The organism is Cryomorphaceae bacterium, from assembly GCA_017798125.1.
Lineage (GTDB): Bacteria > Bacteroidota > Bacteroidia > Flavobacteriales > ECT2AJA-044 > ECT2AJA-044.
Genome location: CP059070.1, coordinates 2,157,434 through 2,179,784, shown reverse-complemented (window position 1 = coordinate 2,179,784; position 22,351 = coordinate 2,157,434). Strand labels below are relative to the sequence as shown.

20 protein-coding genes are annotated in these 22,351 nt (G+C 48.8%); 8 read left to right on the top strand and 12 right to left on the bottom strand.

Translation table 11 applies throughout. The features are described from left to right. Positions 1 to 36: 36 nt before the first annotated feature. The 3 genes from HZ996_09635 to HZ996_09625 are packed head-to-tail and all read right to left on the bottom strand — an operon-like array spanning position 37 to position 6,535. The gene (locus HZ996_09635) at positions 37 to 4,971 is read right to left on the bottom strand and encodes a S8 family serine peptidase (protein ID QTN39389.1); all 4,935 of its coding nucleotides are present in this window, start codon (positions 4,969 to 4,971) and stop codon (positions 37 to 39) included. A 59-nt stretch (positions 4,972 to 5,030) separates the two neighbouring features. Continuing rightward, positions 5,031 to 6,044, bottom strand: coding sequence for a glycoside hydrolase (locus HZ996_09630; GenBank protein QTN39388.1), 1,014 nt, complete (start codon positions 6,042 to 6,044; stop codon positions 5,031 to 5,033). Next, positions 6,041 to 6,535 (bottom strand): hypothetical protein, encoded by a 495-nt coding sequence (locus HZ996_09625; protein QTN39387.1) that lies wholly within the window; start codon positions 6,533 to 6,535, stop codon positions 6,041 to 6,043. The genes HZ996_09630 and HZ996_09625 overlap by 4 nt, the downstream gene beginning before the upstream one ends. Before the next feature lie 53 nt (positions 6,536 to 6,588). Here HZ996_09625 and HZ996_09620 point away from each other — a divergent pair, with 53 nt between their 5' ends. Next, a complete protein-coding gene (locus HZ996_09620) occupies positions 6,589 to 9,072 on the top strand; it encodes a PIG-L family deacetylase (GenBank protein QTN39386.1) in 2,484 nt (827 codons plus the stop codon). 118 nt (positions 9,073 to 9,190) lie between these two features. Next, entirely contained in the window at positions 9,191 to 10,888 is a 1,698-nt protein-coding gene (locus HZ996_09615; protein QTN39385.1) for a sodium:solute symporter, read from the top strand. Here the strand turns inward: HZ996_09615 and HZ996_09610 are convergent. From HZ996_09610 to HZ996_09595, 4 genes are all read right to left on the bottom strand, one after another. Next, on the bottom strand, positions 10,857 to 11,501 hold the full coding sequence (locus HZ996_09610) for an NAAT family transporter (GenBank protein QTN39384.1): 645 nt from the start codon (positions 11,499 to 11,501) through the stop codon (positions 10,857 to 10,859). The two genes, HZ996_09615 and HZ996_09610, sit on opposite strands and share 32 nt — an antisense overlap. Positions 11,502 to 11,592: 91 nt before the next feature. Continuing rightward, a complete protein-coding gene (locus HZ996_09605) occupies positions 11,593 to 12,456 on the bottom strand; it encodes a DUF2911 domain-containing protein (GenBank protein QTN39383.1) in 864 nt (287 codons plus the stop codon). 41 nt (positions 12,457 to 12,497) lie between these two features. Beyond that, positions 12,498 to 12,989 carry a 6,7-dimethyl-8-ribityllumazine synthase gene (locus tag HZ996_09600; GenBank protein ID QTN39382.1) on the bottom strand — a complete coding sequence of 164 codons (492 nt, stop codon included), beginning with the start codon at positions 12,987 to 12,989 and terminating at the stop codon, positions 12,498 to 12,500. Next, complete coding sequence (locus HZ996_09595) at positions 12,989 to 13,675, bottom strand: tetratricopeptide repeat protein (GenBank protein ID QTN39381.1); 687 nt, start codon at positions 13,673 to 13,675, stop codon at positions 12,989 to 12,991. The genes HZ996_09600 and HZ996_09595 overlap by 1 nt, the downstream gene beginning before the upstream one ends. Before the next feature lie 92 nt (positions 13,676 to 13,767). Between HZ996_09595 and HZ996_09590 the strand changes: the two genes are divergently transcribed. Both HZ996_09590 and HZ996_09585 read left to right on the top strand, forming a co-directional pair. Further along, entirely contained in the window at positions 13,768 to 14,865 is a 1,098-nt protein-coding gene (locus tag HZ996_09590; GenBank protein ID QTN39380.1) for a DNA replication/repair protein RecF, read from the top strand. Continuing rightward, complete coding sequence (locus tag HZ996_09585) at positions 14,862 to 15,149, top strand: DUF721 domain-containing protein (protein QTN39379.1); 288 nt, start codon at positions 14,862 to 14,864, stop codon at positions 15,147 to 15,149. Before HZ996_09590 ends, HZ996_09585 begins: the two co-directional genes overlap by 4 nt. Positions 15,150 to 15,217: 68 nt before the next feature. On the opposite strand, the gene HZ996_09580 is transcribed toward HZ996_09585, so the two are convergent. Further along, positions 15,218 to 15,637 carry a nucleoside-diphosphate kinase gene (locus HZ996_09580; GenBank protein ID QTN39378.1) on the bottom strand — a complete coding sequence of 140 codons (420 nt, stop codon included), beginning with the start codon at positions 15,635 to 15,637 and terminating at the stop codon, positions 15,218 to 15,220. An 80-nt stretch (positions 15,638 to 15,717) separates the two neighbouring features. Here HZ996_09580 and HZ996_09575 point away from each other — a divergent pair, with 80 nt between their 5' ends. From HZ996_09575 to HZ996_09560, 4 genes are read left to right on the top strand one after another with little or no spacing between them, the layout of a single operon-like run. Beyond that, complete coding sequence (locus tag HZ996_09575) at positions 15,718 to 16,734, top strand: bifunctional oligoribonuclease/PAP phosphatase NrnA (GenBank protein QTN39377.1); 1,017 nt, start codon at positions 15,718 to 15,720, stop codon at positions 16,732 to 16,734. Beyond that, a complete protein-coding gene (locus HZ996_09570) occupies positions 16,734 to 17,258 on the top strand; it encodes an FKBP-type peptidyl-prolyl cis-trans isomerase (GenBank protein QTN39376.1) in 525 nt (174 codons plus the stop codon). Before HZ996_09575 ends, HZ996_09570 begins: the two co-directional genes overlap by 1 nt. Next, positions 17,255 to 18,349 carry a peptidylprolyl isomerase gene (locus tag HZ996_09565; protein QTN39375.1) on the top strand — a complete coding sequence of 365 codons (1,095 nt, stop codon included), beginning with the start codon at positions 17,255 to 17,257 and terminating at the stop codon, positions 18,347 to 18,349. The genes HZ996_09570 and HZ996_09565 overlap by 4 nt, the downstream gene beginning before the upstream one ends. 59 nt (positions 18,350 to 18,408) lie before the next feature. Further along, a complete protein-coding gene (locus HZ996_09560) occupies positions 18,409 to 19,563 on the top strand; it encodes a hypothetical protein (GenBank protein ID QTN39374.1) in 1,155 nt (384 codons plus the stop codon). On the opposite strand, the gene HZ996_09555 is transcribed toward HZ996_09560, so the two are convergent. Genes HZ996_09555 through HZ996_09540 form a run of 4 tightly spaced genes read right to left on the bottom strand, consistent with a single transcriptional unit; the run spans position 19,547 to position 22,339 of the window. Continuing rightward, positions 19,547 to 20,239 carry a class I SAM-dependent methyltransferase gene (locus tag HZ996_09555; protein QTN39373.1) on the bottom strand — a complete coding sequence of 231 codons (693 nt, stop codon included), beginning with the start codon at positions 20,237 to 20,239 and terminating at the stop codon, positions 19,547 to 19,549. The genes HZ996_09560 and HZ996_09555 overlap by 17 nt on opposite strands. Further along, complete coding sequence (gene msrB / locus HZ996_09550; GenBank protein QTN39372.1) at positions 20,232 to 20,726, bottom strand: peptide-methionine (R)-S-oxide reductase MsrB; 495 nt, start codon at positions 20,724 to 20,726, stop codon at positions 20,232 to 20,234. The genes HZ996_09555 and msrB overlap by 8 nt, the downstream gene beginning before the upstream one ends. A gap of 45 nt (positions 20,727 to 20,771) precedes the next feature. Continuing rightward, positions 20,772 to 21,623 carry an alpha/beta fold hydrolase gene (locus HZ996_09545; GenBank protein QTN39371.1) on the bottom strand — a complete coding sequence of 284 codons (852 nt, stop codon included), beginning with the start codon at positions 21,621 to 21,623 and terminating at the stop codon, positions 20,772 to 20,774. Then, entirely contained in the window at positions 21,623 to 22,339 is a 717-nt protein-coding gene (locus HZ996_09540; protein ID QTN40035.1) for an SAM-dependent methyltransferase, read from the bottom strand. Before HZ996_09540 ends, HZ996_09545 begins: the two co-directional genes overlap by 1 nt. Between the last annotated feature and the right edge of the window lie 12 nt (positions 22,340 to 22,351).

Genomic DNA, 22,351 nt, shown 5'->3' with positions numbered 1-22,351 from the left:
CAAAAGAGCGGGCTTTTCTAAATTATAAGGTGTGCCTTATTGCTTGATCAAAGGTGATTGCCAGAAGTGCGTATCACTTTGAGCTTGCACTTGGTACCATCCTGCGGCCAAGTCTTGAATGGACCAAGTCAATCCAGAACTCAAATCACTTGGGTTCACCGCTTCAGAGCGAACAATGCGTCCTTGAGCGTCAATCAGGCGAACTTCGACTTCGCTTTTCAACTCAGTTCCCGTGTATTGGAGATTCATGACATCGCTTGTCGGTTGAGGGAAGAGCACGAAGCTCTCCTCAGACCATTCCTCAAGTCCGATACCCTGAATCAAAACGTTAAGCGAGTACGTGTCAATGCCACATGAACTCCAGAGCATCAACTCAACAGGATATGTGCCATTTGAAGCATAGGTATGCTGTGGTGAATAGGCGCTCGAGTTATTTCCGTCACCAAAGTCCCAATAGAGTGAATCCGCACTAGCTTGAGCGGTGATAGGGTTGAAATCAACCGTTCCAACGCTTGGGTTGGCAATGGTGAACTCGGCAGACTCTAGAGCGTCAATTTGCACGGTATAACTCGCATTGGCCGAACCACCTCCGTTATCTGCAGAGAGGTTTACGGTAATGCTACCGCTGACATCGAAGGATACCTGGTGCGGTCCTGGCCCTGTAGCTGTTTGAGGAGATGCATTTGGTCCAAAGTCCCAATTGTAATTCAAGAACGCTCCACCAGAACCATCACTAAAGTCAATTCCTTCAAACACACAAGCCGAAGGCTGACTAGCAATAATGCTGGCAGCCGGGAGAGGCTGTCCAATGTTGATGTTGTCGATGTATACGTTGTTTCCGTAACCGCTCTTTGAAATCCATCGGAACTGCACGTCCGTTAGTCCAATATAGGCCGATAGGTCAATATCTGTACAGGCATTGAGCGAACCACACCAATCCGTGCTTGCGGATGGGGCAAATGCGGTATTCTGACTTGGAACCGTTTCAAAGTTTCCTCCGGGAGATCCATCGTAGCTCGCAATTCGAGACCAGGTCGCTCCACAGTCTGTAGAAACCCATACCGCCATACTATCGTAAAGCGATACGCTATAACCTGCATAAGCGTGATCGAAGGTTAAATGTGGATTTACGGCTCCGGTAAAGTCAAGAGTAGGGGTTGTCAACCAGTCTTCCACCTCAGAAGTTTGGGCAGATGAATAGTTGAAGTTGTTTACTCCCGCGGCCCAATTCCCTCCGTTGCCGGAGGCAGAACGGCGCTCCCAGGTAATGTCTCCATCTGGGTTTGTCACCCGGAATCGGTCAAAGCCTGACGCCTGCTCAAAGTCTTCGAAGAAGGGGAGTAAGGTGCTTCCGATGAAAACAGGCTGTGCAATTCCCACAGAATCAACACCCACACCATTGTCCGCGGTCATACCTACAGTATATGATCCAGCTGCAGTGAACTGAATACTCACATTCGTGGAAGTCGCACTTGTTCCGTTAACATAGCTCCAACCGGTAGCGGGACTGACGTACCATGCGAAAACGGTTGGCGCACCTGTGGAGGTGTTGATAAAATCAACCACTTGTCCTGGGCAACCTTCAAACGTGCTCGCGTCAAATCCAGCAGATGGAGCATTTGAAGGAGCCTCGATTTTAAAGTCATCCAGCGCGATGTCCGAAGACCAGTCTGGTCCGGTAACTCCTCTAAGTCGAACAACTAATGTATCTCCCAGGTAAGGAGCTAGGCTCAAACTTGCCAAATTCCAAGCGGAACCTTGATCGCCGGAGAGCGCGGGAAGAACGTCTTCAATCAAACGTCCATTGACTATAACATCTGTGTGAAGTTCTCCTACTGCAGTACCATTCATGTGGTATCGATAAGTCAATTCATATGAACCAGTTGAAGGAATGGCCACACAAGGAGAATACATAATGGCTTCCTGGCCCGTACATCCATTGGACGCTTCGAGATAAACATACTTCCCGTTGGATGTTCCTGGGTTATAGTCCTGATTCGGCCCTGTATTGTTCGATGGGGTTCCACCAAAGTCTGTTCTCCAATCGATATCGTCGTCGATTCCATTGGTCAGATTCAACCATCCGCCTGGTAAGGGACATACGGTGGCTCCGCAGTCGCTGCTCGTATTACACGCTGTAAAGGATTCTAGATTGTCCATCCAAGGGGTCATGGACACTGTACTTCCAGTCAGCAGGTAGAAACTGACTTTAGCCGTGTCGTTGTATTTATTTTGATCCGAAAGAATACTGTGGTATACATCCAAACTGTTCGTTCCCGCAACATTCGGAGTAAAGGACTGAGTAAATGTAACGTCCATAGTACTTCCCGACGAAAGAGTATCAGTCCACGTCTGAGTCACAGGTGTCCCTCCGTCATGCACATAACTAGCACTAAATCCGTGTACATCGTTGGCTCCCTGGTTGGTCAAGCGAACGACGACCTCTGAAGATCCTCCTCCCGAACATCCAGGCTGTGGGCCATTAAATGGGGTAATTACCTCCAAAAGAACATCATCGTTTAACGCACAATTCGATAATCCCGCTCCTACAAAGAAGGCGTCACGACGCTCTCCAAGTCCTCCGTTGGGACCGACAGCACGTATGGTATAATAGTAGTCCAAGGAGGGGTCATGTTGCAATACGGCGCCTGTTGTGGTCGTGGAAGTACCCACCACTTGCATATAGGCGGTATCCATCCGCATGATTTCATAGCTTGCGGCTCCGGTTACGGCATTCCAAGAAAAGGCTATGGAATCCGGGCAAATAGACTGTACTTGGAAGCCACCTACACGGCGTAGAGCCGTATTGACGCTGTCACTTTCATCACTTACCGATCCTCGGCTAACGCGTACCAACACTTCATCGCTGGCCAAAGAGGCGGGTACACTCCAGTTACGGAAACGAGCCGTCGCACCGGCGGTACCAATGGTGTTCCAAGTGGTTCCGTTGTCATCACTGTAGTCTAGAGTAAAGCTGTTACCATTGCTCAGCGCATCCCAGCGAATCACTTCCGTTGTTGAAGGCTCAAGGGCCGCACCGCCATTCGGGAAGGTGAGGATGATTTCGTCATCAATCGCATATTCAAAAACCACGACATAGGGCTGTGGTCCATTCGGGATGGAGGCCCCAGAAACTTCAATAGTGTACGTTCCAGCGGCAGGGAAGTCCAAGGTCACCTGCTCAACGTTATTCATGTTGTCTATTCCACGTGTAGCGTTCGCATTAAGGTTGGTCGCATTTGGGGTATCGTCCAATACCCAAGGATCCCAGGAAGTCCCTGAAGGATCTTTCACGACCAACTTCAGGTCATTCACTAATGGTGTAGCCGCGAAAGGACTTCCTTCGACATCATTCCAGTAAAGCATAATTTTAACTTCACCAACGCTTCCAGGCAAGGTGATATTAAAACTGTCGAGTTCGGCTGTAGAAATAGAGTCTTGGAAGAAGTTTCCTTCAAGAATAGTCTTCTGAGCGCGTCGTGCGTTAACACGACCATATCCATAGCGGAAATCCGGACCTGGATTTCCCAAGTCTTCTGCCGAGTTCATCAGAATTCCCTTCATCAACGCTGAAGTTGGCTCCGTTCCTCCGTTGGTTTCTTTGAACGCTTGGTACATCGTCGCCAAGGATCCAGCAACACCCGGACAAGCCATAGACGTACCTGTAAAACTAGCATAGCTATTTACGTCCACCGTAGAGTAAACGCTCGTACCTACGGCACAAACATCTGGTTTGATTCGACCGTCATCCGCAGGACCACGGCTACTGCTGTTCGCCAGTGCATCGTTGAACTGGACATTACCTACCGCCAAGGTATTCTTACCCACCTTGATTCCTCCGGTAATATTTCCCCAACCAGCACCAGCTCCGTATCCACAATTGGACGTTCCGCTGTTACCCGCACTAAAGACGTGCATAAGGCCTGGATTGTCATAAATGGTTTCATCAGCAAAACTGGCGTACGAGGTGTATCCCGCATTACATCCATTTCCATAGGAAGTAGAGGTGATGCGAACTTGGTGTACATCGTAGTGCGAATCTGAGCTATCGACATTGTCAAAAGGCTCATAGGCGAACAAGTAAGCGCCGGGTGCATTTCCGCGACCGTCTGGATCGTAGTTTCCAGAACCAAAGATGATTCCGGCACAATGGTCCCCATGATTTCCAGAACTAGGATCTGCATAGCGCTGGTCAACGCGTCCTTCATAATCGATGTGCGGCCCAATGACTCCGTCATCTCCCATGGCAACAACAACGCCAGAACCGTCAAATCCACCGTATTGAACAGATCCGTTTTGATTGTAATTGACGCGGTGATTGGTGCGGCCACGATCGTTCTCAGGAACAGGGGTGGGGTCAATGGCCTCTACGAAGTATACTTCAGGAAGAGCGGCAATCGCTTCAATTTCGGTGATGGGGACGGACAGTTCGATTTGATTCCGTTTGGAGAAACGACCAATGATGTCTGCTCCTGCGGAGCGAAATACGTTCAATGCCTGATCTGCAGTAAAGTCGCTTTGGTAAATGACACTGAGTAGGATGTCATTCTCACCATTCAAAGCGTGTTCCGGAAAATCGCGATTGGCCAGGCTTACCGTCATTTTATATTCGGGCTCAATGACCATAACACTTCGAACACCCCAGCGATCTAGATCGGCAATTGCCGCATCTGAAGAAATACGTGCCTGAAAAGCATTTTGGGGTAGATAGGTGTTTAGTACGATTCCAGCTGCTTCCATTTCTGCTTTTTCTGCAGCCGTAGGAAGATCATTGAATTGAAGAATGCGGTAGTAAACTCCGTTTCTCAATTCATCAGCTTGATAGGGGTTTTGAACGAAGGAATCCAGGTTTGCTGGACAGTCGTAAACCCCTGTTTTTAGGTGTAGTTGCTGCGCAGAACGGTTTTGCGCTGAGGCTGTGCCTACCGACAAAACAAAAAGGAGAAGCGCTGCGATTCGGGTTAGTTTCATAGCAATATTAGTAGTAGTTAACGTAAGTGGAGGCCTAAGATAAGGCCTAGATCGATTAGTTATGGTTCAATAGCGTCAGTAAAATAGTCACGTATGACCTCCAAAGAGGGTTTGTTTTGAGGTGTAAATCCCGTATGCCCAGTTCCACCAGCACTTTCCGGACGGTCAAACCACTTCCACAAGAAGCCCCCAGCGAAGGATTTTTGCTGCCAAACGGCATTGTACAATCCGATATATCCATTCAGCTGCGTAGCTATGTCATACTCCTTCCGACGACTCGAATCCCAAGGCTCCGTAAAGCCTCCATATACAGAGCGATAGCCGTATTCTGTAAAAAGTACAGGCCTCTCCACCTCATTGGCAAAACCATCGATGACCGCATATTGTTTAAGCCAGATCTTTCGAATTTTCTCAGCAGTGGCTTTAGGATTATCCGTCAAAGGAAAGTAGGCGTCGATACCGATGTAATCTAATTCCTTCCAAAACGGAACGTGGTCGTATTCGTCCCAATTCGCAGCGTAGGTGACCATACCCGAATACACGGCCCGAACAGAATCAATCAAATCAAACCAATAATCGGGACGTTGCTCGACGAATTTCTCGAGTTCAGTACCCAATATAAAGAGTTCGGCACCCTCATCTTCTGCTATTTCAGCAAAGGTGATGATGTACTTCGTGTACGATGCCTCTAGCGTTGCCCAGTCTTCTTCGGTATCAAAGGACCAATGCCCCGTATAGGCGCCATTGAATAGCCAAATATGCGGTTTGATTGCTACGGAATACCCTAAATCATGTGCCATGGACGTGCAGTGCCGGATGCCCTCACTTGTTTCCCCGACCCATTGACGTTCGCTGTTGAATCTGAGGTTCGGATCATCATTCGAAGAAAACCCATAAGGCATGAGGCACAGCCAGTTAACCGATGCCTCCTCAACTGATTTCATAACATCAGCTGTAGGCTTTGATCCACTCGCTACCCAACTGACTCCGTGTATTTTTTTATGCTTTTCGCCCGATGTATTTTGGCCTACGGCCAGATGCGCGAAGAGCACCAACAACAACCAAATCCTCATGGCTTACGACGGTATATTCCGTAAAACAAAGTCTGCCATTCTTCTAGGTCACTGGAAGCAGCCCAATGCTGAACCACACTGCCGTCTTCTTGGGGAATGAAATTCATTCTGTAGTAAATGGGGCCTTGATGATTGTGTCCTTGTCCCATAAAGACCATCCGGTCTTCTTTCCAGTGTCCTTTGAAACTGAGGGTAGAGCCGGCTCCATCCACCCAGGTCTGTGACCATGTATTCGTCGATGGATCATATGAATTAAAGCTCTTTCCTTCACTTCCGGCGGATGCGGTCCAATTCTCGGCTAAAACGCAGTCGTTGAGAATTAAATCGACCCGATTCTCACCAACTTGAACCCCGGATGTATCGAACACCGCCCAATCACCAACCCAAAAATGAAACTGGCGATGACCTTCGGTATCGCAAGGGGCAGGGGTCTGCGCCTGAACGCATCGGCCCGTAAGGGCCAAAAGTAAGAGCACCACTGCTTTCTTCATAAGCACAACAATTTCTCTAATTTAGGCTTTTCTTAAGCGAAACAACCTTCAATATGCTTCCCAAGATCCTCAGAATTCTTTTGGTTATTGGTCTGCTCGGCGACATTGCCGTGGCGCAAGAAACACGCACCGATTTATCGTCCAGTGAAATACGTTTGGCACTCGAGAAATTCGGGCACCTCGGGCGAGTTCTTTACATGGCCGCTCACCCCGATGATGAAAATACACGGCTGATTGCCTACCTCGATAATGGAGCTTACGCCAGAACGGCTTATTTATCCCTAACCCGCGGAGACGGTGGTCAAAACCTAATTGGGACCGAGAAGGGTGCAGAACTAGGGCTCATTCGGACGCAAGAACTCCTTGAGGCGCGGAGCATTGATCGAGGAGAACAGTTTTTCTCTCGAGCAGTAGACTTTGGTTATTCTAAGAATCCTGAAGAGACTTTTGAGATTTGGGATAAGGACAAGGTCTTGGCCGATGCGGTACGAGTGATTCGTCAATTCAAGCCCGATGTCATCATCACACGTTTTCCTCCGAATGAACGCGCTGGGCATGGTCACCACACCGCTTCGGCCATGTTGGCTGAGGAGGCGATGGACGCGGCAGCAGATAAGAATTTCATGAGCGAGGAATTAGGCGAATTGCCGGTCCACGAAGTCAAGCGATTGTACTGGAATACCAGCCCTTGGTGGTTTAGAGACCTGCCGGACCGCATGGCGGCTGGAGACGACAAAATTTTCACGGTAGATGTAGGAGCCTACAATCCACTTTTGGGGCAGGGTTATACAGAGATTGCATCCGAGAGCCGGTCCATGCATAAGAGTCAGGGTTTTGGTTCATCGAAAAGCCGTGGAGAACAACTGGAATACCTCGAGTATGTCAAAGGAGATCAAGTCACCGACGGAGACCTATTTCAAGGAATTGCCCGTAGCTGGGATGATTTGAAAAACGGCCAGGGCATTCACGATCAATGGGAGCAAATTCGATCCAACTTCGACGCTACGGCCCCAGAAAAGTCTATTCCAGCGTTACTCGAGCTCCGCAGATCTCTCGGTTCTGAAAAGATCGACTATGCCGATATCGCCTTCAAGCAGGGTGAATTGGATCGTATCATCTTGGCCTGCGTCGGAGTATACGTTGAAGCCATTGCTCCCGTATATTCGGTTGCACCCGGGGAAGACCTTGAAGTCGTCTTTAGCTTCATTAAGCGTTCCGATTATCCTGTGAGTTATTCTGTTGATGCTAGCGATGATCAATCAACCTCTTATGAAGGAGCGGAGCAAAACAAGATGTATGAAAATAAGCTCACGCTCAAAGCACCTGAGGCTTATTCTACTCCATATTGGCTAGACAAAGCCTATTTCGGAGTATTCCAGGTAGATGACCCCAACAACATAGGAAAGCCGGAGTCAGACCCAGCAATGAGTGTATGGGCCAATATTGAAATTGACGGCCATGATTTCCGCATGATAGTCCCAGTGGAATACAAATGGACGGATCGCGTTCGTGGAGGACTATACAGACCTGTTCATGTTTTACCGGCTGTAACGGCTTCTTACACGGAAGACAATTACATATTTACCAGCTCCGAACCGCGCACGGTCGAGCTACTGGTGAAGAACCACAGCAACTCGGAGAAGACGGCCCTCATAGAGCCTTGTTACCCGGAAAACTGGACGGTGGAGCCAGAGCAAATGACCGTAGAACTTGCTGAGGCTGGAACTGAGAAGCGCCTGAAGTTTCAAGTTACTCCTTCCGATGAGGGATTGGAATCAGGCTTGAGCGCCCTTATCTATGTCGATGAAGACACCTTGGTTCAAGGGTTCACCGAAATCGACCACGAACACATTGAGATTCAAACCTTGCTACCTAAGAATGGGGTAAAGGCTGTCCGAATTGAGGTGGAGAAAGTAGGCGAGAAGATCGGCTACATCATGGGCTCTGGTGACGATGTCCCCAAGGGATTGGAACAGTTGGGCTATGAAGTGGTGCTTTTGGACCAATCAAGCATTTCCACAACTGATTTAAGCCAGTTTCAAGCCGTCATCGCCGGTATTCGTGCATACAACACATTGCCTTGGCTCAAGTATCAAAAAGACCTGCTCATGGAATACGTCCAAGGCGGCGGAAACTACATCGTTCAGTACAACACCAGCAGGGGAGTGGACCCTGCGGATATGGGGCCTTATAGCTTTGCCTTGAGCCGCGACCGAGTAACAGATGAATATGCTAAGGCTACTATGTTAGCTCCAGAACACCCCATTATGACCACTCCTAATGCCTTGGGCGACACAGACTTCGATGGATGGGTTCAGGAGCGCGGTTTGTACTTTCCAAACGAATGGAGTGAAGAATACACGCCCTTGCTCCGTTGGGCCGACAAAGGCGAGAGCGATAAGGACGGTGGTCTGATTGTCGCTGAATACGGCGAGGGAGCCTTTATCTATACGGGTATTTCCTTTTTCCGCGAAATCCCAGCAGGAGTTCCAGGAGCCTTTAGACTATTGGCCAACATCGTGAGCTACGAACCATGAGCGATCCCGTAAGTAAGCCGCCCGGATTTAAGACCTGGCCAAGAATGTACCTCTTTGTCCTGGGAGTGATGCTACTGCAGGTAGCACTCTACCTTTGGATCACAACCTTATACCAATAATGGAGACGCTCGATTGGATCGTACTTTTCGGAACGCTTGGGACTATTGTTGGTTATGGTACTTGGAAGACCCGTCAACAAAACAGCTTAGACAGCTACCTAAAAGGAGATAACCAGATGCGATGGGCCACCATTGGTTTATCCATCATGGCCACACAGGCTTCGGCCATCACCTTCTTAAGCACGCCAGGAAAAGCCTATGAAAGCGGAATGGAGTTCGTCCAGTTCTACATTGGATTACCCATCGCCATGGTCATCCTTTCGGCCTTCGTACTTCCTTTGTACTACAAGCTGAAGGTCTACACCGCCTACGAATACTTGGAAAGCCGCTTTGACCTGAAAACCAGGCTCTTTACGGCCTTTTTATTCTTGATTCAACGTGGCCTAGCCGCCGGAATCACCATCTACGCCCCGGCCATCATCCTGTCAACGATGCTCGGCTGGAACCTCACCTTTACCAACCTCTTTGTCGGAATCCTGGTCATCATCTATACCGTTTCTGGCGGCACACGCGCCGTGAGCCTAACCCAGAAATGGCAAATGGCCATCATCATGGGTGGGATGTTCATCGCCTTCGGAATCCTGCTCAACAGCCTCCCAAACGGCATGGGCATTCGCGAAGCCACGGATGTGGCAGGTTTTATGGGACGTATGAACGTCATCAATACGGAAATTAATCTCAACAACCGCTACACCATCTGGTCGGGTATCTTTGGTGGAGTCTTCTTATTCCTCAGCTACTTCGGTACCGACCAGAGTCAGGTGCAGCGCTACCTGGGAGGGCGGGATCTCACCGAAAGCCGCATGGGCTTGATGTTCAACGGACTGCTCAAAGTCCCGATGCAATTCTTCATTCTCTTCGTAGGGATCATGGTTTTCGTCTTTTATCAATTCGAAAAGCCGCCGGTATTCTTTAATCGCGCCGCTCAGGCGCAAGTCATTCAAACCAATTCCGCACCGGACCTGGCCGCCCTCAACATGGAGCACGATTTCATTTGGGAACAGAAAAAGCGCGCCCAGGAAGAGCTTGTTTTGGCCCTACGGGCCGATGACGAGCCCCGCGCAGCCGCCATATCCGAAGTCGTCAACAATCTTCAAGGCGAACTCGAGCGGGTCCGTACCGAGTATAAGGACGAGGTCAAACGCGCCAATCCGGACCTGGAAACCAAGGACTACGACTATGTCTTCATCACTTGGGTAATGACTTATTTGCCCACGGGACTCGTTGGTTTACTCTTTGCCGTGATCTTCTCGGCTGCCATGAGTTCCACGTCCAGTGAATTGAACGCACTGGCCAGTTGTACCGTGATAGACTTTTACAAAAGACTCGCGAAACCTGAGGCCAGTCAGCGTCACTACTTAATGGCCTCCAAGCTCATTACTGTGGCTTGGGGAATCTTTGCTATTCTCTTTGCCGTATACGCCAACCTCTTCGAGAACCTGATCGAGGCGGTGAATATCCTGGGTTCTTTATTCTATGGGACCGTTCTAGGAGTATTCCTGTGCGGCTTCTTCCTGAAGTTCATCCGTGCGACTCCCGTGTTTATCGCGGCCATCATCGCGGAAACGGGGGTAATCTTTACCTATTTCTATTTCGGAAACGAGGTAGGGTTTCTCTGGTATAACTTTATTGGTTGCGCCGCTGTAGCCGTTCTGGCTACCTTGATCAACTTTGCAAGTAGATCAATGTCTCCTTGATGATTGGACGCAGTCCGCTCAGGAAGAACTCTACGGCAATGACCATCACAATAAGGCCCATAATTCGCATGAGGATCTTGGCTCCTGTTTCCCCCAGCACCTTTAAAATCTGATTGGCACTGACCAAGAGGAGTAGGGTGATCAAACACACGGCGAAAATTCCGGCATAAAAAGCCCCAACCTGTATGGCGCCACTGGCCTGTTCTTTTAGGACAATAGCGTTAGTAATGGCTCCGGGGCCTGTAATCATGGGAATGGCCAAAGGTGTAATCGAGATATCCCCGACGTATTCCTTCACCTGCTTGCTCGGCACCTTAGTTCGCTGCAAACGCGCCTGAAGCATGTCTTGACCGACCATGAAGAAGATGATTCCTCCGACAATGCGGAAGGAGTGAACGGATATCCCGAAAAAGTCGAAAAGCACCTGACCACTTAATGAAAAAAGCACCAAGGTGATAAAAGATACGAGCATGGCCTTTTGCGCCGTGTTTCGTCGGTGCACATTGTCGAGCCCATCGGTCATGGTCAAGAAGATAGGCAAGACCCCGAGTGGGTTGATAACGGTAAAAAAACTGGTGAAAACCACCAGGAAAAAGCTGAGTTCCTGAGACATAAGCTTCGTTTTTAATCGCCCGCAAAGGTCTAAATAAAAAAGCCGCCACCCAATAGGGTAGCGGCCTTTCCTTAGTTAATGTCTTCAAAGCTTACCAGCCTTTCATCTCTTCGACGAGACCAGGTCCGTATGTGAACTCACGACCATCAGCTTTAGCTGTTTCTTCTCCTACGCGCACAGCCTCTTTTCCGACCATCTTAGCGCTCTTGTCTTGACCGTCAGCATGGAGCAATTCAGCTTTCACCCAGTAGGTATACCAGCTAGCATCTCCACCTTCAGCCAAGCTCATGTTGACCCATTCCAGCCCCTTGTCGAGGTCTTTTCCTGAGTTTAAGCAGTAGTTTGCCGCGTTGCGATAGGTGCGCCAGTCTGGCTCATCAGCAAGAGCGGCATCGATATTGGCCAAAGCACGTGCATGGACTTCAACTTGAAGAGGAGCTGCAACGTGGTAGTCGGACCACATTAAGTTCAACTTGGCATTTCCTTCTCCATCCATATCGCTGAACCAGAATTCCATGCGCTCTGTGTGCATTTCTTCCATTGGAATGCGATCAACTTTGGCTGTGTAGCGTGCTACATCATTTGCCTCATCGTAATCACCTTCTCCCCACAATTCCGTTTCTGAGTTCAGAATCAAAACGCATTCTTTCTCACCAGGAATAGAGAATAGGCTGTAGGTACCGGCGTCCACCTTGGTGTCGCCAAACATGAACTCGGTAGATGCAGTGAACTGGTTAGCTTTATTAGCTCCAGTACGCCATACTTCGCCATATGGTACTAAGCCACCGAAGATGTCACGTCCTTTAACTCCTGGACGAGAGTATTCCATTGTGAAATCAGTTAGACCCACTGTTTGCATTACCGTGGCAGATGGGCTAGGTGCAGGTAGATCTTGAGCTACAGTTGTGAAGCTAAATACGCCACAAAGAGCTGCAGCAAAGAAGAACTTTTTCATAGCAGTGTTTTTTGTTTTGAGGGTTAAAGATAAAAAGAAACTCAGGAGAGCTGTTTTTTCAGCGCTACCATCTTGACGGCAGTAACACCCGCTTCAGCTCCTTTGTTTCCGTGCTTTCCGCCAGAGCGCGCACGGCTCTGATCAATATGGTCATCTGTGAGCACTCCAAAGATCACAGGAATACTCATCTGGATGTTCAGGTCTTTGATACCTTGGGCAACAGCAGAGCAGACATAATCGAAATGTGCTGTCTCTCCGCGAATAACAGACCCCAAGCAAATAATGGCATCTACTGATTTGTGATCCGCCACTAGTTTTGCTCCGTGAATCAACTCAAAGCTGCCCGGGACGTCAAAACGCTCGATGTCCGTTTCGCTTACTCCACAAGCCGTGAGGGCCTCAAGAGCACCCTTATACAAGCCTTCAGTGATCTCTTCGTTCCACTCAGAAACAACAATTCCGAAGCGCCAACCAGTGGCCTTCGGAATTGAGTCATAATCGTGGTCCGATAAATTCTTGTTCTCTGTGGCCATTATTGTTTGGCTTCAACGCGAGCGATATACTTATCAATATCCTGCGCATCACGAGATTCTGGAAATTCCTTTTTCAACTGGGAGTACAGTTTCAATGCCTCTCCATTTGACCCTAGGTATTCAGCTGTTTGAGCAGCTTTCATCAAATACAATGGAGTAGTGAAATCGTTGGTACGTGCATTGACCGCCTTTTTGTAGTAGTCCAACGCATCTTCCGGTTGATCAATCTGAGCAAAGCAATCGCCAATAGCCCCTAGGTGTACGGCAGCTAAAATTTCATCGCTTCCATCAAATTCTTCCAAGTAGTCAATGGCTGATACGTAGTCACCTAAACGCATGTAGGATACTCCTGCGTAGTAGTTTGCCAGGTTTCCAGCTTTGGTGCTGCTATAGTCATCCGCAACGTCTAGAAACCCGAGATTCAATCCATCGCCATTCAAAGCGCCCGCAACATTGTTCTTTTCGAATGCACGTTCCGCCCAAGCTAGCTCAGTAGCCGCTTCGTTTTCCTTTGGCGTTTGAATGAAGTACTTATATCCTTGATATCCACCGATCAAAAGCACAATCGCTGCTACAGCAATCAACAGTACGTTCTGATTCTCTTCAATGTACTGCTCGGTTTTGGAGAGGGCTTGCTCGACTGCCTCCAACTGCTCATCTCCTTGACTTTTCTTCTTCTTGGCCATGAATCTTTCTAAATTTGAGGCACAAAAGTAATTCTTTTTCGACAAATTACCGATCAGGACTTTTGGCCCTAAAGGCCAGCCCAATCCACTCTATGTATTTAAAGGAACTCTCACTCGTTCAGTTCAAGAACTACCCGGAACTTCGGCTTCAATTTGACGCTCAAATCAATTGCTTTGTCGGACCCAACGGATCCGGTAAAACCAATTTACTGGATGCGGTTTATTACATGAGTTTCTGCAAGAGTTATTTCAATCCCGTAGACTCACAGAACGTTCGGCACGGTGACGAATTCTTTGTTGTGGAAGGTTGGTATGATCGGAAGGAGCGTCCAGAGCACCTTTACCTCGGTGTTAAAAAGGGGCAGAAGAAATCCGTTCGTCGCAACAAAAAAGAATACGAGCGCATATCCGAGCATATTGGATTGTTTCCGCTTGTCATTATCAGCCCTTCGGACCGAGACTTGATTCTCGAAGGGTCTGATGTGCGAAGGAAGTTCATGGACGGAGTAATAGCGCAAAGCAACAAACGATATCTAGACGATCTCCTTCAATACAATCGTGTACTCCAGCAGCGAAACTCCCTGCTCAAGTACTTTGCTGCGAATAGAAAATTTGATGCCGCCTCATTGGAGATCTATGACGAACAGCTCGATCCTTTGGCAGAGCGAATACATGCTGATCGTCAGGCCTTTTTAGATCGATTCATCCCCATTTTTCAAAAGTACTATCAAGATATCAGTGGTGGGGCGGAAGAGGTTGGAATAGAATATCGGACCAAATTGGGCGAACAGAACCTGCAGCTTGTACTCTTTGAATGCCGAGATGTGGACCGCCAACGACAGCACACTACGCAGGGCACGCACAAAGACGACCTTGAATTTACCTTACACGGTTATCCGATTAAGAAGACTGGGTCTCAAGGACAGCAAAAGACCTTCCTGATTGCGCTAAAACTGGCTCAGTTTAGTTTCCTCAAAGAATTGACGGGTATAACACCCATCTTGCTCTTGGATGACATCTTTGACAAATTGGACGATCAACGAGTTAGTGCACTCATCAGAATGGTTGAAGAACATCGTTTCGGTCAGATATTCCTCTCGGACACTCATTTTGATCGGACGGAAGAAATCGTCAAGCAGTTCAATGAATCCTACCAAATGTTTTCCGTTGAAGGAGGGCAAGTAAAATGAGAAGTCAGGAAAAGTCCATAGGGGAGATTCTCAAGCTCATGACTCGTGAATACGGAATGGAGCTCAAATTGCTTCAAGCTCAAGCCATCGATGCCTGGTACAGCGAAGTTCCTCCCGTGTTTAAAGAGCATATTTCCGAGGTATTCATGCTCGAACGCAAATTGATTGTACGGCTAGACGATGACGTGCTGCGTCATGAGCTGCACTACCATAGAAGCACACTTGTAGAGCGCATCAACGGGCACCTGGACCGGCCCCTCGTTCAAGAAATCATCCTTAAGTAAGAACGGTCAGGACAAAAAAAAGGCCGTCCTATTCAGAACGGCCTCTTCCTAAAGCATTTTAGTGTCGCTTAGTAGCGCTCGCGCACGCTGAAGAAGAAGTATCCTTCAATGGCAGCGTTGTCATCAGAATCGCTTCCGTGAATCGCGTTAGCAGCAATAGACTCTGCATACATCTTACGAATGGTACCTTCTGCAGCCTCTGCAGGATTAGTAGCTCCGATCAACGTACGGAAGTCTTCAACTGCGTTGTCTTTTTCCAAGATGGCTGCTACGATGTGACCGCTGGTCATGTACTCAACGAGTTCGCCAAAGAATGGACGCTCACTGTGGATTGCGTAAAACTGCTCAGCATCACGACGAGACAATTGGGTCATCTTCATCGCTACGATACGGAATCCAGCAGCGTTGATTTTTTCGAGGATCGCACCGATGTGTCCGTTTTGAACAGCATCTGGCTTGATCATGGTAAATGTTCTGTTTGTTGCCATAACAATTGATTGTTTCGGACGGCGAAATTAGGACTAATTATGTCTTTATCAAAGCTTTCCTTTTCCCTACTTTTGGCGCTATGGAAAAAGCCGCTCTCGACAAACTGGCCTCATTCTTCAAGGAACCGCATCACATTGTCATTACGACGCATAAGAATCCAGATGGCGACGCCATGGGATCCTCACTTGCCATGGCGCGGTACCTCAGAAAAAAGAAGCAAAGCGTACAGGTTATTACTCCCACGGATTATCCCAATTTCTTGAAGTGGATGCCCGGAAATAGCGATGTCCTTGTCCATACGGAGGCCGAGGAGAAGGCCAACGACCTGATTGAAAAGGCCGATATGATCATTTGCCTTGATTTTAACGCCTTGAGTCGAATTGGTGCTATGGAAGAGCCGGTCCGAAAAAGTTCAGGAGTTAAAATGATGATTGATCACCACCAACAACCTGAGCAGTTTGCCGCCTTTACGAGGAGTGTTCCAGAGGTGGGCTCTACCTGTCAGTTGGTTTTTGAGTGGATTGTGGAAATGGGAGACAAAGAGCTTATCGATGCCGAAATGGCACAATGCCTCTACACAGGAATCATGACGGATTCTGGAGGCTTCCGGTTTTCGAGCACAACACCTAAGACCCATCACATTACAGCGGACTTGATTGAATTCGGCGCCAAACCTCATGAAATCTATGACCGGGTCATGGACAACAACAAGGAATCAAGACTTCGCCTCTTGGGTTATGCATTGAGCGAAAAACTCCGCGTCCTACCCGAATACAAAACAGCCTACATTGGATTGACGGCGGAAGAACTTGAACGTTTTCAATTCGAAAAAGGAGATACCGAAGGGTTTGTCAACTACGCACTTTCTGTTGAGGGAGTAAAATTTGCCGCCCTGATCATGGATAAAGACGGGTTGCGAAAGATTTCCTTCCGAAGTAAAGGGGATTGGGACGTAAACACCTTTGCGCGAACCCACTTCAATGGTGGTGGCCACAAGAACGCCGCAGGAGGTGCTAGTGACTTGAGCATGGACGAAACGGTTCAAAAATTCGTTGATCTACTACCTCAATACAGAGAGGAGTTAAGCGGAAAGTGATGATGAGATCTACATTAGTTCTGGCGTTAATTCTCGGCTTATGCACGGGGTGTTCTTCATGCAGTGGTCAAAAGAAAGCGGAAGAGCAACAACGCCAACAAACCGAAGACATTATAGAAGCTAATCGGCGAATTCTGGAAGAAGAAGCTCGTTTGATTGATGAATACATTGAAAAGCACTCCTTGGACATGGTCAAGAGTCGAACTGGCTTGCGATATGCTATTCGAGAGACTGGTTCCGGACCTAAGCCAACAGATGGCCAGGTCGTCTTGATTGATTACGAGAGCTTTTTCTTAGACGATTCAAATCTGGGACCAGCTGGGACCAGTCAAATGGTGATTCGCGTGAATCAAGACTATACCATACGCGGGCTAGTAGAAGGAGTACAAATGATGCGCGTTGGCGATAGTGCCAAGTTTATTCTACCTTCGCACCTCGCTTATGGCATGCAGGGTGTTCCGGGAGAAATTCCACGCCGAGCCACCGTAATTTTTGACGTAACCTTAACAGCGATCAACGAATGAAAAACATATTGAAATCAGTCGTTTTGGCAATGGGATTCATGACCATGATTTCCTGCCAAGCACAAAATCAGAGTACAATGGTAAATGGTGAAGAAGTGAACTTGGAAGAGGGCATGTACGCCAAAGTAACGACCAACAAAGGAGATATTTTGTTGGCTTTGGAGTTTGAAAAGACTCCTATGACTGTAGCAAACTTCGTAGGGCTTGCTGAAGGAGCTATTGAAAACACACACAAGGGCGCTGGAGAGCCTTACTACGATGGAATCAAATTCCACCGTGTAATTGCTGACTTCATGATTCAAGGGGGAGATCCTCAAGGAACTGGATCAGGTGGCCCTGGGTACAAATTCCCAGATGAGTTTGATCCGAGTTTGCGCCACGATACCTCAGGCATCCTCTCTATGGCCAACGCAGGACCGGGAACAAACGGAAGCCAATTCTTCATCACCCACAAGGAAACTCCTTGGTTGGACGACAAGCACAGTGTATTTGGGCACGTCGTTGAAGGACAAGACGTAGTAGATGCGATTGCTCAGAACGATGTTATGGAAACGGTTGAGATTTTGCGCATCGGAAGTGCAGCAGAGGCGTTTGACGCACCGGGAACATTTGCTGCTAAGCAAGAGGAGATCGTTGCTGAAGCGGCCGCAGCAGCTGAGAAAGCACAAGCGGATTTCGAAGCTTGGTTGAACGATGAGTATCCAAACCGCGAAACAACTGAAAGCGGATTGATGTACGTCATTACCGAGCAAGGTGATGGACCCGCCCCAGCACAGGGAGACAGCATCAACGTACAGTACGTGGGTAAATTTATCGATGGAAAAGTATTTGATACGAGCTGGGAGCAAGTGGCTAAAGACAACAACATCTACAACCCACAACGCCCTTACGCACCACTTCCATTGACCTGTGGTGTTGGACAAGTTATTCCAGGATGGGATGAAGGTCTTCAACTGTTGAACCAAGGAGGTTCAGCTACCTTGATCATTCCTCCACACTTGGCTTATGGAGAGCGTGGTTACCCAGGCTTCATTCCACCAAATTCAACTTTGGTCTTCGACGTGACCTTGGTCAACGTGGTCAAGAAGTAAGGACTACAGAACCTACAGAAAGGCGCCCCAGATGGGCGCCTTTTTTGTTTCTTTGAACCATGGACTTCTGGCAAGAGCACTCGAAATACAAGAACCCCCGATTTACGGAGCGATACATCGATCCCGCTGATTGGCTGAGCTATTGTGAGTCCTTGCCGGAAAACTTCATTCAAGGCGCGTACGGCTCATCTGAAGAGGGCAGAGCCATTCCTCATTTCAAATGGGGTACGGGCGACACAAAGGTGCTCCTCTGGTCACAGATGCACGGTAATGAGCCCACAGCTACCCAGGCCCTAAGTGACCTCTTTCAACTTTTAAGCGAGACGGAATTACCCGAAGTCAAGCGGTGGCATGAGCACCTGACCCTTCACTTCATTCCAATGTTGAATCCAGACGGCTCGGCTCGATACCAGCGCCGAAATGCCTTGGGGATCGACATTAACCGTGATGCCGTTGCTCAACAAAGTGCAGAGAGTCAGTTCTTTTGGTCAAAAGTGGATGAGATCAATCCCGAAGTTGGCTTTAACCTGCACGATCAAAGGACCATGTACAGTGCCGGCGATTCAAGTCATCCGGCGACCATCAGCTTTCTAGCACCCAGTCCTGATACCGATCAAAGTCAATCAGCGTCCAGAACTCGGGCGATGCAGCTCATTGGGCATATGACTCAATGTTTAAGACCCCACTTGGGTGAATGCATCGGTCGATATTCGGATGAGTTTTATCCCACAGCCTTTGGCGACAATCTACAGCGAAAAGGGGTTTCCACCGTTCTCATAGAGAGTGGAGAGAGCAGAAATACACCCGAGCGCGAAGAAACCAGACAGGCCAATTTCCTCTGCTTAGCGGAGGCCCTGAACAAGCTCTGCCAAGGCGAACTCAACGATGCACATCTTACCGAATACCAGGGTATTCCCGAGAATCAAACGCGTTTCTACGACATCGTACTAGAAGGCATCATCCTGGATCATTACACCGTTGATGTCGGACTGAGGGCCTCGGAGGTGCTCAGAGACCGTCGCGTAGTTAAGTCCTACCAAGTGGCGGATATCGGAGATCTATCCTTTGCACCGCGTTTCCAAACGCATAGTATGAAGGACTGGACAGGATCGGCACAATGGACCTTGGAAGAAAAACCACAGGCAGTTTTTCAGAAAGAAGGAGAGACCCTACGGGTCGATGAGTGGGGCGTCCACCTCAATCCCACCGAATAAGGCCGCCGTAGTCGTAATGAGGACCATCGAGCCGTAGGCTCCAGGTACCTTGAACCTCTGCAAGCACGCGCTTCAACTGCTCCGGGTCTACGAACACCCATGGAAACCAAGAACTTAGAATTGCTCTATAACGCAACCGGTACCGGAACTCGCCATAGTACCGATCATCGGGTATGCCCACGCCCTCGTAGAGGTAAATGACATCGGAAGAGTCGAAAATGAGCTGACCTCCAGGGTTCAGCCAACGTCGCAGATGAAGTAAGAAGGCTGGAAGACGCTCCAAGGTGCCCGCGAGGCCCAGTCCATTCATCAGAAGGACAATACTGTCATAGCCACCGTCGGGTTGAAAGTTCCAGAGGTCTGTTTCGTGGACGTGCTTCACGCCTCTGTGGCGCATCACCTCACAGGCCCCGGGCGAAAGTTCAAGCGCTTCAACTTCCAAACCACGGTCTTGTAAATGAAGGGAGTGCCCGCCAGCGGCTGCGCCGACGTCCAAAACGCGTCCGCGCGCATGACTCAAGAGATCTCGTTCGAGTTGAGGCATCCCGTCATAGGTGCGCATCAGATGCGGAACTGGAAATTCTTCAGGAGCAAAATTCGGGGCATCCGTCCAGAGCTTTTCTTTTCGGATCCCGTTCCATTCATCGAGTAAGGATTGCCCTAGGGCGTCATTCATCCTGGGAAGGTACGAAGTCTAAGGAGACTGAATTGATGCAGTAGCGCATTCCCGTCGGACGTGGGCCATCATTGAAAACATGGCCCAAATGGCCCCCACAACGATTGCACAAGACCTCCGTTCGAACCATTCCATAGGTTCGGTCCGATTCTTCCGCGACATTGGTCTCATTGATGGGTTCCCAATAGCTCGGCCAGCCCGTGCCTGACTTGAACTTTGTATCGCTTGAAAATAGAGGAAGGGCGCAGCCTGCACATACGTAGGTACCTTTTCCTTTGTGGTCCCAGTACTTACCTGAAAAGGCGCGTTCGGTTCCTTTCTGGCGAAGAACGTAGTATTCTTGAGTGGTCAACTCGGCTTTCCATTCGGATTCCGATTTGACAATCTTGGTTGAATCTTGCTGTTGGCTGAGTCCGCTATCCGGTGTTGAATCAGCAGGGCTGGCCGAACAAGCAGCCAAAAATAAAGTGACAAGTAATATGCGCATTCCGCTCAGTTTTGGACAGACAACGTCCACAATACATGAGGAGTTTTACCCCTTAACAAAATTAACAACCTCTTGGATGGCCTCTGGATCCCTAAGTATCCGGCGATGGCCCAGTCCTTCCGTTTCTCGGTAGACCGCTCGATCTCCCCAGACGTACTTCATTTCTCTTGCATTGTGAATCGCCACGTCATAGTCATTTACATCATGCAAGATAAAACCGCGACGGTCGCCCAACTGTCGTATGGCCGACGAGGAATCATAATCCTCAAGGTCGTATCCGAAGGCGTTTTCTATATGTCTTTTGATGCGCTCGGCAATGTCAGGCGAGGCTTTAATCATCCGGCAGAAATTATCTATGATCTCCGATATCTTGTTCGGGGTCCCGATCACCGTGATCTTCTCGATGGAATCATCGGTTGTTGCAGCATGCAAGGAGGCAAGACCACCCATCGAGTGGCCCACGTATTGCCGGATTCCTGGATAGGCCTTTTTTATACGGCGAATGGAGTCCACGAATTCGAGTAAATCTGTTTTATGCCCCGTGGATTTTCCGTGAGACGGAGCGTCAAAGCTAATGACCTCAAACCCCTCCCGAACCAATGCCAAAGCAATAAGCCCGAGTTGTGTTCCGCGACCGCTCCATCCATGCGTCAGTAGTACTTGGGGACCTGAACCCCAGCGATACAGTTGAAGAGTCTTGTTTTTAGGCCCTTCAAGCGTGAGCTGTTCGGCTTGATTTAACGCCGGTTCTTCGTAATCGGGAGTTGGGAATTTTACCGGTTTAAAGAAGAAGTACAGAACGAGCTTTAAGGCCCAATTTGAATGGATGCGTTCGGTCCAGTAGACCAAATTTCGAATGAAATTCGGAATGCGAACACTCTTCTTTTGATCTTCCATCAGGCTTGAATCAAAAAGATACAAGGGATTTTATGGAGGTCGGGGATTCCAAGCCTTCGCCAATCCTTAACGGGATGGGTTTGCACAAACTCGCCGGGAACGGTGAGGTTCGCCGCAAGACACAACCGAGTAGTCGGAGCTAGTTGACTGAGCAAATCGTCTATTAGTTTGTGGTTGCGGTAGGGCGTTTCAATGAAGATTTGCGTTTGCTTTTCTTCTCGTGATCGGCGCTCCAGTGACTTGATTCTCTTCTTTCTGTCCGATTTTTCAATGGGCAAATAGCCGACAAAGGCAAAGTTTTGCCCATTCATGCCTGAGGCGGTAAGACCGAGCAGGATAGAGGAAGGGCCAACCAATGGAACCACCTGAAAGCCCTGCTCATGAGCCATTTTAACGATCTCAGAGCCCGGATCGGCAATGGCTGGCATTCCCGCTTCAGAAATAAGACCAATGTCGCGTCCCGTAAGAAGGCCATCCAAAAAACGATCGCGTTCTGCCTCATCCGTGTACTTGTTCAGTATGTGGATCGTGATCTTGTCCTGTGGAGCTTTTAAGCCGATTTTTTTCAGGAATCGGCGTGCTGTCTTTTCGTTTTCGACGATGAATTCCTCAAGTTCAATTACCGTCTTTTTCACAGAGAGGGGCAGCACTTCAAGAGGTTCATTATCCCCAAGAGTGTTGGGAACCAAGTAGAGGACGCCAGGTTCGCTGGCGATTTCATCGGGCCG

Excerpts from the sequence above, each read along its gene's own strand:
- HZ996_09620 (QTN39386.1), top strand. The coding sequence starts at position 6,589 with ATGCTTCCCAAGATCCTCAGAATTCTTTTGGTTATTGGTCTGCTCGGC.
- HZ996_09570 (QTN39376.1), top strand. The coding sequence starts at position 16,734 with ATGATGAGATCTACATTAGTTCTGGCGTTAATTCTCGGCTTATGCACG.
- HZ996_09580 (QTN39378.1), bottom strand. The coding sequence starts at position 15,637 with ATGGCAACAAACAGAACATTTACCATGATCAAGCCAGATGCTGTTCAA.
- msrB (QTN39372.1), bottom strand. The coding sequence starts at position 20,726 with ATGCGCATATTACTTGTCACTTTATTTTTGGCTGCTTGTTCGGCCAGC.
- HZ996_09625 (QTN39387.1), bottom strand. The coding sequence starts at position 6,535 with ATGAAGAAAGCAGTGGTGCTCTTACTTTTGGCCCTTACGGGCCGATGC.
- HZ996_09615 (QTN39385.1), top strand. The coding sequence starts at position 9,191 with ATGGAGACGCTCGATTGGATCGTACTTTTCGGAACGCTTGGGACTATT.
- HZ996_09605 (QTN39383.1), bottom strand. The coding sequence starts at position 12,456 with ATGAAAAAGTTCTTCTTTGCTGCAGCTCTTTGTGGCGTATTTAGCTTC.
- HZ996_09610 (QTN39384.1), bottom strand. The coding sequence starts at position 11,501 with ATGTCTCAGGAACTCAGCTTTTTCCTGGTGGTTTTCACCAGTTTTTTT.
- HZ996_09545 (QTN39371.1), bottom strand. The coding sequence starts at position 21,623 with ATGGAAGATCAAAAGAAGAGTGTTCGCATTCCGAATTTCATTCGAAAT.
- HZ996_09585 (QTN39379.1), top strand. The coding sequence starts at position 14,862 with ATGAGAAGTCAGGAAAAGTCCATAGGGGAGATTCTCAAGCTCATGACT.
- HZ996_09595 (QTN39381.1), bottom strand. The coding sequence starts at position 13,675 with ATGGCCAAGAAGAAGAAAAGTCAAGGAGATGAGCAGTTGGAGGCAGTC.
- HZ996_09590 (QTN39380.1), top strand. The coding sequence starts at position 13,768 with ATGTATTTAAAGGAACTCTCACTCGTTCAGTTCAAGAACTACCCGGAA.
- HZ996_09575 (QTN39377.1), top strand. The coding sequence starts at position 15,718 with ATGGAAAAAGCCGCTCTCGACAAACTGGCCTCATTCTTCAAGGAACCG.
- HZ996_09560 (QTN39374.1), top strand. The coding sequence starts at position 18,409 with ATGGACTTCTGGCAAGAGCACTCGAAATACAAGAACCCCCGATTTACG.
- HZ996_09600 (QTN39382.1), bottom strand. The coding sequence starts at position 12,989 with ATGGCCACAGAGAACAAGAATTTATCGGACCACGATTATGACTCAATT.
- HZ996_09555 (QTN39373.1), bottom strand. The coding sequence starts at position 20,239 with ATGAATGACGCCCTAGGGCAATCCTTACTCGATGAATGGAACGGGATC.
- HZ996_09565 (QTN39375.1), top strand. The coding sequence starts at position 17,255 with ATGAAAAACATATTGAAATCAGTCGTTTTGGCAATGGGATTCATGACC.
- HZ996_09630 (QTN39388.1), bottom strand. The coding sequence starts at position 6,044 with ATGAGGATTTGGTTGTTGTTGGTGCTCTTCGCGCATCTGGCCGTAGGC.
- HZ996_09635 (QTN39389.1), bottom strand. The coding sequence starts at position 4,971 with ATGAAACTAACCCGAATCGCAGCGCTTCTCCTTTTTGTTTTGTCGGTA.